Origin of the sequence: Burkholderia sp. LAS2 (genome assembly GCF_018417615.1) — a bacterium.
GTDB classification, from domain to species: Bacteria; Pseudomonadota; Gammaproteobacteria; order Burkholderiales; family Burkholderiaceae; genus Burkholderia; species Burkholderia sola.
In genome coordinates this window covers 1,221,878-1,236,214 of record NZ_CP071053.1, presented here as the reverse complement: position 1 = coordinate 1,236,214, position 14,337 = coordinate 1,221,878, and the positions used below count along the sequence as shown (strand labels likewise).

The 14,337-nt window shown below is 68.8% G+C and carries 10 protein-coding genes; 4 read left to right on the top strand and 6 right to left on the bottom strand.

The window, feature by feature from the left end; genetic code table 11:
* Positions 1-39 precede the first annotated feature (39 nt).
* Positions 40-1,698: an alkaline phosphatase family protein gene (locus JYG37_RS25950; RefSeq protein ID WP_089489869.1), complete on the bottom strand. Its 1,659-nt coding sequence runs from the start codon at positions 1,696-1,698 to the stop codon at positions 40-42.
* A 239-nt stretch (positions 1,699-1,937) separates the two neighbouring features.
* On the opposite strand from JYG37_RS25950, the gene JYG37_RS25945 reads away from it, so the two are divergent.
* Positions 1,938-2,159: a hypothetical protein gene (locus JYG37_RS25945; protein ID WP_050012198.1), complete on the top strand. Its 222-nt coding sequence runs from the start codon at positions 1,938-1,940 to the stop codon at positions 2,157-2,159.
* A 60-nt stretch (positions 2,160-2,219) separates the two neighbouring features.
* Here the strand turns inward: JYG37_RS25945 and JYG37_RS25940 are convergent, their stop codons facing one another.
* Positions 2,220-6,053, bottom strand: a complete 3,834-nt coding sequence (locus tag JYG37_RS25940) for a DUF748 domain-containing protein (RefSeq protein ID WP_050012199.1) — start codon at positions 6,051-6,053, stop codon at positions 2,220-2,222.
* A 149-nt stretch (positions 6,054-6,202) separates the two neighbouring features.
* Positions 6,203-7,639, bottom strand: a complete 1,437-nt coding sequence (locus JYG37_RS25935) for a DUF1254 domain-containing protein (RefSeq protein WP_213346169.1) — start codon at positions 7,637-7,639, stop codon at positions 6,203-6,205.
* Between the two features lie 243 nt (positions 7,640-7,882).
* Here JYG37_RS25935 and JYG37_RS25930 point away from each other — a divergent pair, with 243 nt between their 5' ends.
* The 3 genes from JYG37_RS25930 (at position 7,883) to JYG37_RS25920 (ending at position 11,784) form a co-directional block, all read left to right on the top strand.
* Complete coding sequence (locus JYG37_RS25930; RefSeq protein WP_249746048.1) at positions 7,883-8,194, top strand: toxin HicA; 312 nt, start codon at positions 7,883-7,885, stop codon at positions 8,192-8,194.
* The gene (locus JYG37_RS25925; RefSeq protein WP_050012202.1) at positions 8,191-8,514 is read left to right on the top strand and encodes a type II toxin-antitoxin system HicB family antitoxin; all 324 of its coding nucleotides are present in this window, start codon (positions 8,191-8,193) and stop codon (positions 8,512-8,514) included. Before JYG37_RS25930 ends, JYG37_RS25925 begins: the two co-directional genes overlap by 4 nt.
* A 192-nt stretch (positions 8,515-8,706) precedes the next feature.
* Positions 8,707-11,784: a heavy metal translocating P-type ATPase gene (locus JYG37_RS25920; RefSeq protein ID WP_213346168.1), complete on the top strand. Its 3,078-nt coding sequence runs from the start codon at positions 8,707-8,709 to the stop codon at positions 11,782-11,784.
* Between the two features lie 163 nt (positions 11,785-11,947).
* Here JYG37_RS25920 and JYG37_RS25915 read toward each other — a convergent pair whose 3' ends face one another.
* The 3 genes from JYG37_RS25915 to JYG37_RS25905 all read right to left on the bottom strand — a co-directional run bounded on the left by JYG37_RS25915 (position 11,948) and on the right by JYG37_RS25905 (position 14,295).
* Positions 11,948-12,427 (bottom strand): GNAT family N-acetyltransferase, encoded by a 480-nt coding sequence (locus JYG37_RS25915; RefSeq protein ID WP_213346167.1) that lies wholly within the window; start codon positions 12,425-12,427, stop codon positions 11,948-11,950.
* 175 nt (positions 12,428-12,602) lie between these two features.
* Positions 12,603-12,758 carry a hypothetical protein gene (locus tag JYG37_RS25910; protein ID WP_213346166.1) on the bottom strand — a complete coding sequence of 52 codons (156 nt, stop codon included), beginning with the start codon at positions 12,756-12,758 and terminating at the stop codon, positions 12,603-12,605.
* 175 nt (positions 12,759-12,933) lie between these two features.
* Positions 12,934-14,295 (bottom strand): flagellar hook-length control protein FliK, encoded by a 1,362-nt coding sequence (locus JYG37_RS25905; protein ID WP_204384476.1) that lies wholly within the window; start codon positions 14,293-14,295, stop codon positions 12,934-12,936.
* Positions 14,296-14,337 lie beyond the last annotated feature (42 nt).

The following is a 14,337-nucleotide window of genomic DNA, read 5'->3' as shown; positions in this document are numbered from 1 at the left end:
CCGACGGACACCGCCCCCGGCGGCATCCGGCCTGCAACGTCAACGCCCGATACCGAGCCCCGGCAGCACGCGCGTGTTCTCGGCCACGACCGCCTGCAGCAGGCGCGGATCGGCGCCGAGCAGCGCGAGGATCGTCGGCGCGACCTGCTTCGTGCCGACGAGATCGTTCACCGTGCGCGCACGACGAATGCCCGGATACGACACGAGCAGGCCGAGGTGGCTGTCGTCCGGCGCGTTGCCGCCGTGCTCCTCGTCCTTCTTCGTGCTCGACGTGTAGATCACGCCCGGATTCGGCTGGACGACGATGTCCGGCGCGCGACCGTTGGCCGGATCGCCGAAGCGGTCGGCCAGCGCCGCGCCGTACAGCACGTACGCCTGCGGGCCGTCCGCGCAGATCCCCGGCGCGTTGCAGCCGAGATTCGCCTTCAGCGCCTGCACGACGGCCGTGCGCTGGCCGCGGTCGCGCAGCCAGATCAGCCCGACGTCGTCCGTCTGCACGAAGCCCGTGCCGACCAGGCCCGATCCGTCGTTCAGGTTGCCCGTCGTCGTGTTGTTCTGGCCGAAGTTGCCGTTCGGGTCGATGAAGTCGTTCGCTTCGAGCAGCTTCGTCAGCGTGTCGCCGTTCTTCACGAGCTTCGTATGATCGCTCGGCGACTGGCCGTGCTTCGACGTGACGATCACGGCCGTCGACGTATACAGGTTCGCCTGCTTCAGCGCCGCGACGACGTGGCCGATCGCGTCGTCGACATACGTGATCGCATTCGCGACCTGCCCGTTCGGCGTGAAGTCGGCGTCGAGATAGCCGCCGCCCTTTGCGACCGGCGCCTTCTGCGCGACGCTCAGCGTCTGGAAGTTCGCGCCGAACAGCGTCGGCACCGGCGCGGTCTTCGTGCCGGTCGAATCGCGGCCGCCGATCTGGTTGATCAGCGCCTGCACGTGCAGGTTGTCGAAGCGCGCGGTGTGCGAATACACGTCGGTGTAGGCGGTGTTCGTCGCCGGGTCGATCGAATTGATCTCGGTGCGCATCAGGTCGTCGACGCCGGTGCCCGACGGGCCGTTCAGCCAGTCGTAGCCCCACGCGTGCTTGTCGGCCCACGCGGTGCGCGCATTCGGCACGCCGGCCTTCACGGCCTCGAACACCGTGTTGGTCTTCACGTAGTTGTGCGGATAGACCGGCACGCACTGGCCGTTGACCTTCGCATGCGGGATTGCCTGCGGATTGAACGCGCCGCCGCCGTCGAGGTGCACGAGCGCACCGCCGTTCTGCGCGTCGATGCCGGTCGTCTCGTCGAACACGACGTTCCAGCCCTGCTTGCCCGAGCACGTCGTATCGCTCGGCGCGTACAGGTTGCGGTCGTACGACACGTCGTAGAACAGGCCGGCCGTCTTCGGCGAGCCGCCCGTCACCAGCGCGGCGAGGCCCGGGAATGAATCCGACAGCCCCGGCGTGTACGCATTCGCGTAGGTCACGCCGCTCTTCGCGAGCACCGCGATGTTCGGGCACGTATTCGCGCCGATGCAGCGCGCGAGATCCTGTTCGTGCAGCCCGTCGATGCTGAGCAGCAGCACGTGCTTCACGACGCGGCTCGCGCGGCCGTTGCCGTCCGGTTGCGCCGCATGCACGCCCGCGCCGACGAGCGCCAGCGCAGCCGCCACCATCACCGCCGTTTTCCGTTGCTTGATGAACCTGGAAATCATCACCCCACCTCACCGATTGATGTTGAACTACGTGACTTGCCATCAGGCGCGCAAAATATCGCCGGATCGTGCGGCGGTCGGATGAAGCGGGGCTTTCTGTTCTCTGTCAAACGTAACCAATCGCAAATGACACGAAGCGGTCGCCATGCGCGGCCGTCGCGTGCGCCGGGATTTTTTTTCGGGTTGGCCCGCGACTATTGGCGTGGCATAAAGGGTTTTCCCTGACCCGGAGCACGAGTATGTCGACCCTGGAAGCCCTCCGGTTCGTGCTGGACGATGCACGTACCCCCGAAATCATTCGCCATCACGTCGTCGACGCGCTGCAGTACGCGTTGCGCAACCACGGACCGGTGTTCACCACGAAGGAAGTCGAATGGCTGACGCAGTGGGACGACGCGCGTCTGCCGCTGGCCGCGAGGAAGGAGCTGGACAAGCGCGAGCCGGCCGTCGCCAGCCGCTGAAAAAAACCGCCGCGCCCGGCGGGTGCGGGCGCGGCGGCGGATCACGGATGGTGGTAACGCTTACTGCAGCCCGAAGTCGACGCGGGTCGTCGCGCCCTTGTCCGAGATGCCCTTCGCGTCGAGCTTCGGCGCGACGACGAACATGCGGCTCGAGTCGATCTTGCCGTCGAGATACTGGCGCACGGCCTGCGCGCGCTGCTGCGCGAGCGCCCGCAGCGCGTTGTCGTCGGCCGGCGCGTGATCGGCGAGCGCCTGCTTCATGTCCGCATCGGGCAGCGTCTTCTGCAGGCCGACGAGGTTGCGCGGCTTCTTGAAGTCGGCGGCCTTGTACGCGCGCGTCAGGTACTTCGAGTATTCGGCCTTGTCGACCTTCACCGACATCGGATCGACGCTCTCGCCCTGCCCGATCACGTCCTTCAGCTTCTGCTGGCGCACCAGCCGCTCGACGTACGCGTCGCGCAGCCCCGGCGTGTCCTGCGCCGGATCGACGCGGCCGATCAGGTCGAGGCGGATCGACGGCTTCTCGGTCAGCATCTTCACGACGGTGTCGAGCTTCTTCTGCTGCGCGTCGGTCAGCGCATACGAGCCCGGCGCGAACTCGACGTAGCCGAGATCCTCGCCGCCACCGCCGCCGAACGCATTCGCAAGCAGCGTGAACGGCGACGTGACCGCCTTCGCGATCAGGTTCAGCACCGCGTGCCAGATCAGCCCGCCGACGCTGAATTCCGGATTCGACAGCGAACCCGACACCGGCAGGTTCACGTCGATCTGGCCGCGCGTGTTCTTCAGCAGCGAGATCGCGAGCTTCACCGGCAGCTTCGTCGCGGTGTCGTTCTCGACGTGATCGCCGAACGTGAGCTGGTCGATGAAGATGTGGTTGTTCGCCGAAAGTTGGTCGTTCGCGAGCTGGTAGTGCAGGTCGACGTTGAGCTTGCCCTTCGTGATCGGATAGCCCGCGTACTTCGCCGAATACGGCGTCAGGTTGGTCAACTCGATGTCGTGCGCGGTGGCCGTGAGGTCGAGCGCCGGCTTCTCGATCAGCGGGTTCACCGTGCCCTTGATCGAGATCGGCCCGTTGCCCGCGAGGTTCGCGGCGACGTCGACCGGCGCGGACGTCGTCGAATCCGTGCCGAACGCACCGACCGTGCCCTTGATCGCGACGAGGTTCGCCGTGTAGTTCGGCTTGATGAAGTTGTCCGTGTACGTGACGCGGCCGTTCTGCAGCACCAGTTCGCCGAAGTGCATCCGCACCGGGTTCTGCGGCTGCGGCGCGGCCTTCACGACCACCGTCGCCGACGCGGCGGCCGGCACGGACGCCTGCTGCGCGGCTGCGGCCGAGGCGGCCTGCGCGGCGGCCGGCGGCGTCACGCCCGGCGACAGCGGCACCGGCTCGCCCTTGCTCGCGTCGCGCGTGAGCGACTGCGCGGGACCCGTCTCCTTCGCGACCACGTCCTTCAGGTTCAGCCGGCCCTGCGCGTCGAGCAGCACGCGACCGTAGAAGTTCGAGAACGTCACGCGCGCGGCGTCGACGTCGGTGCCCTTCTCGTCATAGTTCGCCTTCAGGTTCGACAGCGCGAGCGAGCGCCAGCCGGCGAACGGGTCGGACGTCGCCTTGTCGAGCATCCGCACGTCGACCAGCGCGACGTCGCCGCGGTAGGTCGCGCGCGGCGTGTCCTTCGCCTGCGCGAACGTCAGGTTGCCTTGCGCGTTGAGCAGCGCGCTCGCGATCGTCGCGTTCAGCGCGCTGCCAAAGTACGGCTCGAACGCGGCCGCGTCGAGGCGGTTGCCGTTGATCTTCAGGCCGAGCTTCAGCGGCTGCGCGGTCACGTCGCCCGTCACGTTCAGCGAGCCCTTGCGGTTCAGCGTCGCCTTCAGTTGCACGGGCAGCGGCTTCGTCAGGTCGTCGCTCACCTTCTGCACCGACAGGTCGAGCGGCTTGATCGCCAGCTTCACCGGGCGCGGCGTCGACAGGTCGGTGAAGTTCGCGGACGCGTCCTTCACGTTCAGCGCGTCGATCCGGTAGTGCCACGACGGCGCGGCGGCCTGCGCCTTGCGCGCGACCGTACGCGGCGGCACGGCCGCCTGCGCGGGCTCGCCCAGCGCCGCGAGATCGATCTTGCCGTCCTTCAGGCGCTTCACGTCGAGCGCGAGGCCAGTCGCGTCGACGCTCGCGATTTCCGCGGTGCGCGCGGCGACGTCGACCTTCGCGATCTTCGCGTTCGCGTCGGGCAGCACGATCGCGGGCGCCTTGTTGTCCGGCGCGGCGATCTTCAGCGATTTCAGGCTCACCGTGCTGTCCGCGACTTCCGCGGCGAGCGGCGTCTTGCCCCAGTCGGTTTTCGCGTTGACGGTCGCGCCGAGCGTGCCGTCGAGCACGCGCGCACGCGTCGCCTCGCCGAGGTACGGCTGCAGCGCCGGCAGCGCGAGCGCGGCGACCGTCAGCTTCGTGTCGGCCTGCTTCACCGCGAGATTGAACGTGCCTTCGGCGTTCACGTCGCCGCCGCGCGACAGCGACGTCGACAGCGTGTATTTCGCCGGCGTCTTGCCCTGCAGCGTGAAGCCGTCGAGCGTCGCGGCGAGCTTCGTCAGCGACAGCGCGGTCGGCGTCGCCGGCACGCGGTCGTCGACGTTGATCGTGCCGCCGTCGATCGCGACGTGACGGATCGTCAGGTCGAGCGGCGGCGTTTCCTTCGCGGCGGCGCCTTCGGCCTTCGCACCGCTGGCGCCGCTGGCCGCGGCGACGGTCGCGCCGGACGCCGCGGACGCTCCGGAAACGGCGACGGCCGACGCGGCCGGCTTGCCGGCTTCGACCTTCGGCGCGGCGGCCGGTTGCGCGACGAGCTTCTCGACGTTCAGCACGCCCTGCTTGTCGCGCGACAGGTCGACCACCGGCTGGTCGAGCCGGATCTCGTCGAAGTGCATCGCGTTGCGCAGCGGTTCCAGCCCGGCCGCCGCGACGTGCACGCCGCGCGCGGCGAACAGCGGCGCGGACGCGCGGTCGGTCACCTTCGCGTCGTTCAGGTCGACGGTGCCCGACACGCGCAGCGCGGGCGTTTCGCCGCTCATCACGAAATTGACCGTGAGGTTGCTGCTCAGCAGCCCGCTCGTCACGGCCACCGGCAGCTTCGCCGGCACGTACGAGATCAGCTTCGGCACGTCGAGGCGGTCGAACTTCAGCACGATCTCCGATTCGCGCGACTGCGCGAACGGCTTGGTCCTGCCGTCGATCGAGATCGGGCTGCCGTCGAAGCGCGCGCGCAGCTTCGGCTCGACGAAGATGTCCGTCTTCGAGGCCAGCGTCGCGATGTACGGAATGCCGAGCGTCCAGTTGTCGACCACGTGCTTTTCGTTCAGCAGGCGATCGTCGAAATCGATCCGGCCGTCGTTGACCTGGATGTTCGACACCGAGAATTGCGTCGGCTTGCTATCGGGTGTCGGCGACGGCGACGAGAACTTCTCGATCAGGTCGGTGAAGTTGAAGCGCTGCGCGTCGTAGCGGACGACGTGAAAACGCGGCGAGTCGAGCCGGATCTCGTTGACGATCGGTGCGCCGCGAAACAGCGACGACCACGACGGCCTCACGACGAGCTTGCCGATGTCGATGAAGTCGCCCTGGCCGCCGCGCTCGCCGAGATGGATGCCGTCGGCTTCGAGGTTGAGCGTGTACGGGTTCAGCGCGATGCGCTGGATCGTGGCCGGCCGGTCGAGCTGCTTGCTCAACTGCTGTTCGGCGACATGGCGGATCAGCGGCGGCGCCGCGAAGAAGCCGAGCAGTCCAAACAAAACGACGAAGATCAGCAGGCCGATGCCGATACGCCGGGTCCGGTGCGAGCGTGCAACGCCACCGAGGGCATGGAGGGTCGAGGGTAGGGTTTCTTTGTCTGCGCTTGCCATGCTTGAATGCCTCGGGAATGGATGCCGGGCCGCACCGGACCAACCGGGCGGCCGCGCACGCTATCCCGAAAGTATAGGCTCAGGAGGTGACGGTACGGCGGTCGGGCGCCGCCGCGCCCGCCGGTCGGACAACGGCGGCGGTCAACCGTTCATTTCCGGACGACGACGGGCGGCATCCACGACCCGTCGCTCGCCTGCGGCTTCGGCGCGTACAGCCGCAACGCGAGCGCGAAATCGGTACGCGGCGCCGGCAGCCAATTGGCCGCATGCGTGCCGCCCGGCGACGCCGATACGACGATGTCGATCGAGCCGTCGCGGTTGCGGCGCAGCCGCTCGCGATCGCCGAGCGAGCGCCGCGCCGATCCGACGTCGGGCAGCGCACCGTTGGTCGTGTACGGCGTGAGCGTCCAGAATGCGCGTACCGGCGGCAGCGCGCCCGGCGCGAAATGCAGCACATAGCGGTTCGCGCCGTTCAGCGCATGACCGTCGCTATCGACGCGGGTGACCGCGAGCGTCTCGTCGTCGCGCGTCGCGGTGCCGAACTGCGTGAAGGCGGCGTACGCGCGCAGCGCGTAGTCCTGGCCGTACTTGCCGGCCGTATCGCCGATCCAGGTCCAGCCGTTCGCGTTCAGCAGGTTCGACGGCGGCGTCGCGAGCCGCGCGCGCGCCTCGGCCACGCCGGCCGTCGCGGCCGTGAGACGATCGCCCGTCCACAGCACCGGATAGCCGGCCGTCACGCCGATGTCGCCGAGCGATTCCTGCGCGTGCGCATCGTCGGCCGGCGGCGGATTGTCCTGCAGCGCCCGGGCGAAGCGCGTGAAGAACGCCTTCGGGTCGAGCGCGGCCACCTGCTCGGCCGGCGTGCCGCCGCCCACCGCTTCGGACGGCGCGCTGCCCGCGTGGACCGCGACCGACGCGCCGCGCTCGGCGCCCGTGTAGACCGACAGCGGCACCACGCGGATCGCGCGCTGCAGTTTCTTCACGTTCGTCAGGTCGCGCCCGCCGCTCGTCTGCAGCCGCACTTCGAGCCACGCATTGGCGGACGGCACGTCGACGCGCACCACGCCCTTCGGCAGCGTGCCCTCCCATGCCTTCGCGGCGAAGGCAATCGTTTGCGATCGCCCGGCGCCACGCGTACCGCGTGCCGCGACGCTCGACGACGACCACAGCACGTTCGTCCACATGTCGAGTGCGCGTGCGTCCCAATAGCGGCCGCGCGTGTCGGGCAGCGTGACGATCACGGGTTCGGCGGCGACGTCGAGCCAGCCGGTCGAGTCGAGCGTGTCGACGCCCGGCAGCGGCGGATTGACCGCGCCGACAGGCGGCAGCGCCTGCGCGTGGCGCAGCGTGTTGAGCGGCGCCTGCCCCGGTTGCGCGCCGTCGCCGCCCGTCGCCGCTTCCTTCGCGACGTCCATCAGCACGAGCGGATACGCATAGATATAGGAGTCGGCGACTTCCGCGCGCATCCAGCCGGTCTTGCGCTGGATCGCGTCCGGTTGCGACGCGCATCCTGCAAGCAACGCCGCAATGGCCAGCGACGCGCACGCGCGTCGCAGAGAAACTGATTCTCGCTGGTTTTCAATCATCGATTACTGGCCGAATATCGTTCTTTTCAGTCAACGCCTTGTTCGTCTCGCGAACGGCGAAGCAAGGCACCCCAGCGTGCCCGGATGACCGTTCGTGACGCTTCGTAACGGTGGGCGCTGATGTCAGGCCGGTATCATAGCGCCTAAGGGCATCCCCCAATATGCCGAATAACGGGTAAAACGCTAGCCGAACCGTCACAAAATCCGAAATAGTTCACGGGATTCGGCAAGTATCCGAAACAGTTGGCAGACGAAGATCGTCGGCGAGGATTGACAAATGGTGTCACTATTGACACCATAGCTATGACAAGCGAATGGAAGATCCTCGACCAAATGAGGCGCGAGCCCGCGAATGTGCGCTTCAACGATCTGTTCAAGATCTGCGAGGCCCACTTCGGAGCGGCCCGTCAATCCGGTTCCAGCCATGCTATTTTCAAGACACCGTGGCAAGGCGATCCTCGAGTGAATATCCAGAATGATCGCGGGAAGGCAAAGGCCTATCCGGTGCGGCAGGTTCTCGACGCGATCGATCGACTGAAGGAACAGAAATCATGAACCAAGACCACTTTACGTACCGCGTAACGTGGTCCCCGGAGGACGGGGAGCACGTCGGCCTCTGCGCGGAGTTCCCGTCTCTTTCGTGGCTCGATGCAACGCCCGAGGGCGCGCTGGTCGGTATTCGGCGGCTCGTCGCCGACGTCGTGCACGAGATGACGGCGAATGGCGAGACGGTGCCCGAGCCGATCGCCGACCGAACCTACAGCGGTGAATTCAAGGTCCGCATCCCGCCGCAGGCGCACCGCGCGCTGGTCATCCAGGCCGCCGAGCAGGGCGTCAGTCTCAATCGCCTCGCCAGCGCCAAGCTCTGCGCCTGAGCACGCACCCACCCGCCCCGGCCACGATCGCCCGGCTGTCCGTCCGGAAGCCGGGCGATCGCTTTTTCCGCGTTGTGACACCCTGTGTGCATCGGCATGCGTCGCATCGTCGCCGACGCTTGACCTTACCATCATGGGAATGTTGATACTGGAACCATTCGCGGTACGAACCGCGCTTTTGGGAAATCCGACATGACTGAACCACTTGCCTCCGCGGCGCTGCAAACGATCGAACTGAGCGTCGACGGCATGCATTGCGGCGGCTGCACGGGCCGCGTGCAGCGCGCGCTGGCCGCCGTGCCGGGCGTCGTCGATGCGGCGGTCGATCTCGACGCGCATGCGGCGACGGTCACGGCGCAGGACACCGTCGCGGCGGGCCAGCTCGTCGGCGCCGTCCGGGAGGCCGGCTATCGCGCGGCGGTGCGCGAAGCGGCCATCGAAGCCGGCGCGGCCACGCATTCGGCGCACGCGTCGCGCGACGAAACGCCGTCCGCGGCTTCCGGGCTTCCTCCCGCTGCTGCGACGATCGAACTCGACATCGACGGGATGACCTGCGCGTCTTGCGTGTCGCGCGTCGAAAAAGCGCTGGCGAAGGTGCCGGGCGTTACGCGAGCGTCAGTCAACCTGGCGACCGAACGCGCGACGGTCGATGCGTCGGCCGGTGTTTCGGCCACCCAGTTGGCGGACGCCGTGAGACAGGCCGATTATGGTGCGACGCCAACTGCGTCGGACACCGTCGTCCCGGCCGCCGCCACTGCATTGCCCACCGCGCCCACAAGCATCGAACTCGACATCGACGGGATGACCTGCGCGTCATGCGTGTCGCGCGTCGAGAAGGCGCTCGCGAAGGTGCCGGGCGTCACGCGCGCGTCGGTCAACCTCGCGACCGAACGCGCGACCGTCGACGCGTCGAACGCCGTATCCGCCGCACAGCTCGTCGACGCGGTAAAACAAGCCGGCTACGGTGCGACGCCGGCCGCCGTCGCGGCTCCGGCCGCCACTTCCGCTGCCACGCCCGCTTCCACCGACGTCGAACTCGACATCGGCGGCATGACCTGCGCGTCCTGCGCCGGCCGCGTCGAAAAAGCGCTGGCCGCCGTGCCGGGCGTCACGCGCGCGACGGTCAATCTCGCGACCGAACGTGCGTCGGTGCACGGCGCCAGCGCACTCGACGCCGCCACGCTGATCGCGGCGGTCACCACAGCCGGCTACCATGCATCGCTTCCGGTCGCGTCGCCCGCCGGCGCACCGGCCGGCGCCGACTTGCAACCGTCCAGCCCCGCGCAGGACCCGGACGCCCGCAAGCGCCGCGAAGCGATCCGCGAACGCAACCTCGTGATCGGGGCCGCCATGCTGAGCGCGCCGCTCGTCGCGCCGATGCTCGCCGCGCCGTTCGGCATCGACCTGATGCTGCCCGGCTGGCTCCAGCTCGTGCTCGCGTCGATCGTCCAGTTCGGCTTCGGCGCGCGCTTCTACCGCGCGGCCTGGCATGCGGTGAAGGCGCGCACCGGCAACATGGACCTGCTCGTCGCGCTCGGCACGTCGGCCGCGTACGGGCTGAGCCTGTGGATGCTGCTGCGCGATCCCGCGCATCCCGGCCATCTGTATTTCGAGGCGTCGGCCGTCATCGTCACGCTCGTGCGCTTCGGCAAGTGGCTCGAATCGCGCGCGAAGCGCCAGACCACCGAGGCGATCCGCGCGCTGAACGCGCTGCGGCCGGACCGCGCGCGCGTCGTCGAGGATGGCGCCGAACGCGACGTGCCGCTGTCGCAGGTGCGCGTCGGCACGCACGTGAGCATCCGGCCCGGCGAGCGCGTGCCCGTCGACGGCCGCATCGTGTCGGGCCGCTCGCACATCGACGAATCGCTGATCACCGGCGAAAGCCTGCCCGTGCCGAAAGACGACGGCGATGCGGTCACGGCCGGCTCGATCAACGGCGAAGGCGCGCTCGTCGTCGAAACCACCGCGATCGGCGCGGAGACGACGCTCGCGCGCATCATCCGCCTCGTCGAATCCGCGCAGGCCGAGAAGGCGCCGATCCAGCGCCTCGTCGATCGCGTCAGCGAGGTGTTCGTGCCGGCGATCCTCGGCATCGCCGTGCTGACGCTGGTCGGCTGGCTGATCGCCGGCGCGGGAATGGAAACCGCGATCCTCAACGCGGTCGCGGTGCTCGTGATCGCATGCCCGTGCGCGCTCGGTCTCGCGACGCCCGCCGCGATCATGGCCGGCACGGGCGTCGCGGCCCGGCACGGCGTGCTGATCAAGGACGCGCAGGCGCTCGAACTCGCGCAGCGCACGACCGTGATCGCGTTCGACAAGACCGGTACGCTGACCGAAGGCAAACCGTCCGTGACCGCGTTCGACGCCGTCGGCGTGCCGCGCGGCGAGGCGCTCGCGCTCGCGGCGGCCGTGCAGCGGCAGAGCGACCATCCGCTCGCGCGGGCCGTGGTAGCCGCGCATGAAGCGGACGTGGCCGCACAAGTCGGCGCGGCGGAGCCGGCCGTCGCGACCGATGCGCGCGCGGTGGCCGGGCGCGGCGTGGAAGCGCACGTCGGCGGGCAGCGGCTCGCGCTCGGCAGCACGCGCTGGCGCGACGAACTCGGCATCGCGGTGCCGCCGGCGCTCGACGCCCGCGCGGCGGAACTCGAGCGCGCCGGCAACACGATCTCGTGGCTGATGCGTGCCGACGCGCCGCGCGCGGTGCTCGCGCTGATCGCCTTCGGCGACACCGTGAAGCCGGGCGCCCGCGACGCGATCGCGGCACTGGCGGCGCGCGGCGTCGCGAGCGCACTCGTGACGGGCGACAACCGCGGCAGCGCGGCGGCCGTCGCGGCGGCGCTCGGCATCGGCGAAGTGCATGCGCAGGTGCTGCCCGACGACAAGGCGCGCGTCGTCGCCGAGCTGAAGCGCACGCACGGCGGGATCGTCGCGATGGTCGGCGACGGGATCAACGATGCGCCCGCGCTCGCCGCGGCGGACGTCGGCATCGCGATGGCGACCGGCACCGACGTCGCGATGCACACGGCCGGCATCACGCTGATGCGCGGCGACCCGGCGCTCGTCGCCGACGCGATCGACATCTCCAAACGCACGTACCGCAAGATCCAGCAGAACCTGTTCTGGGCGTTCGTCTACAACCTGGTCGGCGTGCCGCTCGCGGCGCTCGGCTTGCTGAACCCGGTGATCGCGGGCGCGGCGATGGCGTTTTCCAGCGTCAGCGTCGTGACCAACGCGTTGCTGCTGCGGAGATGGAAAGGCCGCGCGCGGTGAGCGGTGAGCGGTGAGCGGTGAGCGGTGAATGGCGGATGGCCGGATGGGCCGTTCGGCGGTCGACGCTCGACCAACAGGGCGGATAGGGACGCATGCCGGCGTTGGCCGGCGACGCGGCGTGCCGAACCGGCCGCATGTGACGACGCATCGCCGGCCGGCGGATTCAGTCCGACACGACCGGTTTGATCAACGTCGTGGTGATCGGCACGAAGCCGCACGCGCGATACAGCGCGCGCGCCGCCGCGTTGTGATTGAACACCGACAGCCCGATCTCGGTGACGCCGTAGCGGCGCGCCTCGGCGTCGAGTGCGTCGAGCGCACGCGTGGCCCAGCCCTGGCGGCGCCGGGACGGGACGATGTCGAGGTCGTAGATGAACAGCGTGCGGTTCGGCCTTTCGGGGACGATCGCGTACCAGAGGTCGCCCACCGTGTCGCCGCTGGCGCCATCGATGAGCGTGACGAGGGTCTGGCCGGCGGTCAGCAGGCCGTCCGGCAGCAGCGTGTCGAAACAGGCGCGCGCACGATCGGCCGCGTCTTCGACAGCATTTTGTCCGGAGGAAACGAGATCGCTCGCGTAGCCGTCGATAGCTCGCGTGCGGTACGCGCGGAATTCGCCGGCCGTCATCGGCCGCATCTGCAACATGGCCCGGTCGCCGTGAACGGAATCGGACTTCCAGTGTAGCGGGACAGTCGCACCGGCGCGCGATGCGGCGGTGGAGAACGGGCAGGCAGGTGCGGCGAACGCCGCGCCGAATCAGCGAATCAGCGAATCAGCGAATCAGCGAATCAGCGAATCAGCGAATCAGCGAATCAGCGAATCAGCGACGGTACAGGACGATCGGCACGAGGTGCGCATGGCGCACGCGCTCGGCTTCCGCATGACGCGCAGCGTACGAGTACTCGGCGTCGAGCGGCAGGTGCGGGGAGACGAACAGGTCGTCGATTTTTTGCAGCAGGGCGAAGATGAAGCTCATGTGAGACTCCTGACAGACGTGGCTAGGGTTTTCCCTTAGATGACCTCCATTCTAAGGGTTTTCCCTGAATTCTGCCAGTGAGCTGCATCGGTTTGCCGCAGGCGCGCGACAGCCGATCGCCGGCGCGGAACGGCGATCCTTGCTGCGTCGGGCTTCCAGGATGGGGTCGAAACGATCAGCGCGCGCGGTGAGCCCGCTTCCCGACGGCCGCCTCGCGGTTCGCGTTGCGCTGAAGCCGGTCGACTTGCGACAGAAGCGCTTCGTGGTGCTCTTCGAGCGTCATCAGCGTGGCCTGCTGCGTCGACAGATCGGCCGCGAGGCGATCGATCCGCTGCTGCTTGGTGGCGACGTCCTGCTTCAGGTGCGCGATCTGGCGCGTTTGCAGTACCAGCGCGACGAGCCCCGCCAGCACGACGACGGCCAGCGCGAGCAGCAGGCGGTTCACGCGGCGCATCTCGCGATCGGCCGCGCGCGTCAGGCCGTCCACGTCGGACTGCAGCGCGGCGATCCGGTCGGTCAGCGGGCGCAGGTGCGTGTCCGGATCGAAGGCCGGCGTGGGCGGTTGCGTACGCTCCGACGAGGGCTTGGTCACGAACGATGCGGCGGAGCCCACCGGCTGCGTGACCGGCGACGGCGAAGCGTCGGGATGCCGGGTCGTGTCGCGGGGCTTCGCGGAATGCGGGGTGATCGCCGGTTCGGACGGCTCTGCCGGCGTCTGCGGCTCGACCCGTGCAGCGACGACCGGCGGCGGGTTCAAGTCAGCCGCTTCCGGCTTCGAATCGATGCGCGTCGGAACCGGTGCGGCCTGCGTCGCCGTCGCTTCGCTTGCGCCGGCAGCCGCCCGGCGCTTGCCGCCCGAAGACGAACGGCGTTCCTTCGCGGCATCACCGGAAGATTTCCCTTCGCGGGATTTGACGCCCGCCGCCTCGACGGCAGGCTTCGCGACTTCGCCCTCTGCCGCTTGCGATTCCGCCGCCTGCGCCGCCTCGCCATCGGCAGCTTGCAGTGTCGTGTTCGTCTTCGCCTTCGCGGCGCCATCGATCACCGGCACGTCGACCTGCGTGACGACGCGATCGCCGGCAGGCAAATCCGCTGCCTCCGTTGCACGATCCCCTGCAGATGTACCGTTGACGTTCGCGGCCAAACCGCCTTCAGGCGTCGAAACGACCACGGTCGCCACATCGAGCGTCGCCGCCCCTTCAGCTTCCGCCAGCCCCGCGGCAGCCGCATCCGCCGGCGGGCTGAATCCGTCCAGCGTGGCCTGTCGCCCGTCGTCGGCGCCGGCCGACTCATCGGCTCCCACGATCGCTTCATCGCGCACCGCAACCGGCATGCGTTCGCCGGGCTCGAGCACCGGATCGCCGAACAGGTCGAGCGTCCGTTCGTCGCGCGGCGCGTCGCCGGCCGCTGCGCTGCCGGATCGCGCCGTCGCCCTGGCGGACGTGCTGCCTGCGGCAGCGGCCGAGCGCTGGCGCGAACGGGCCGACGAACGGGCGGAACGGGAACGGGAGCGAGGCGTGGAAACGGATTCGCTCACGTCTGCCAGATTATCGTCCAGGGACATCCAGTGAAATCCTAT

Coding starts and splice junctions, on each gene's coding strand:
- JYG37_RS25935 (WP_213346169.1), bottom strand. CDS start 7,639: ATGATTGAAAACCAGCGAGAATCAGTTTCTCTGCGACGCGCGTGCGCG.
- JYG37_RS25925 (WP_050012202.1), top strand. CDS start 8,191: ATGAACCAAGACCACTTTACGTACCGCGTAACGTGGTCCCCGGAGGAC.
- JYG37_RS25940 (WP_050012199.1), bottom strand. CDS start 6,053: ATGGCAAGCGCAGACAAAGAAACCCTACCCTCGACCCTCCATGCCCTC.
- JYG37_RS25910 (WP_213346166.1), bottom strand. CDS start 12,758: ATGAGCTTCATCTTCGCCCTGCTGCAAAAAATCGACGACCTGTTCGTC.
- JYG37_RS25945 (WP_050012198.1), top strand. CDS start 1,938: ATGTCGACCCTGGAAGCCCTCCGGTTCGTGCTGGACGATGCACGTACC.
- JYG37_RS25950 (WP_089489869.1), bottom strand. CDS start 1,698: ATGATTTCCAGGTTCATCAAGCAACGGAAAACGGCGGTGATGGTGGCG.
- JYG37_RS25915 (WP_213346167.1), bottom strand. CDS start 12,427: ATGTTGCAGATGCGGCCGATGACGGCCGGCGAATTCCGCGCGTACCGC.
- JYG37_RS25920 (WP_213346168.1), top strand. CDS start 8,707: ATGACTGAACCACTTGCCTCCGCGGCGCTGCAAACGATCGAACTGAGC.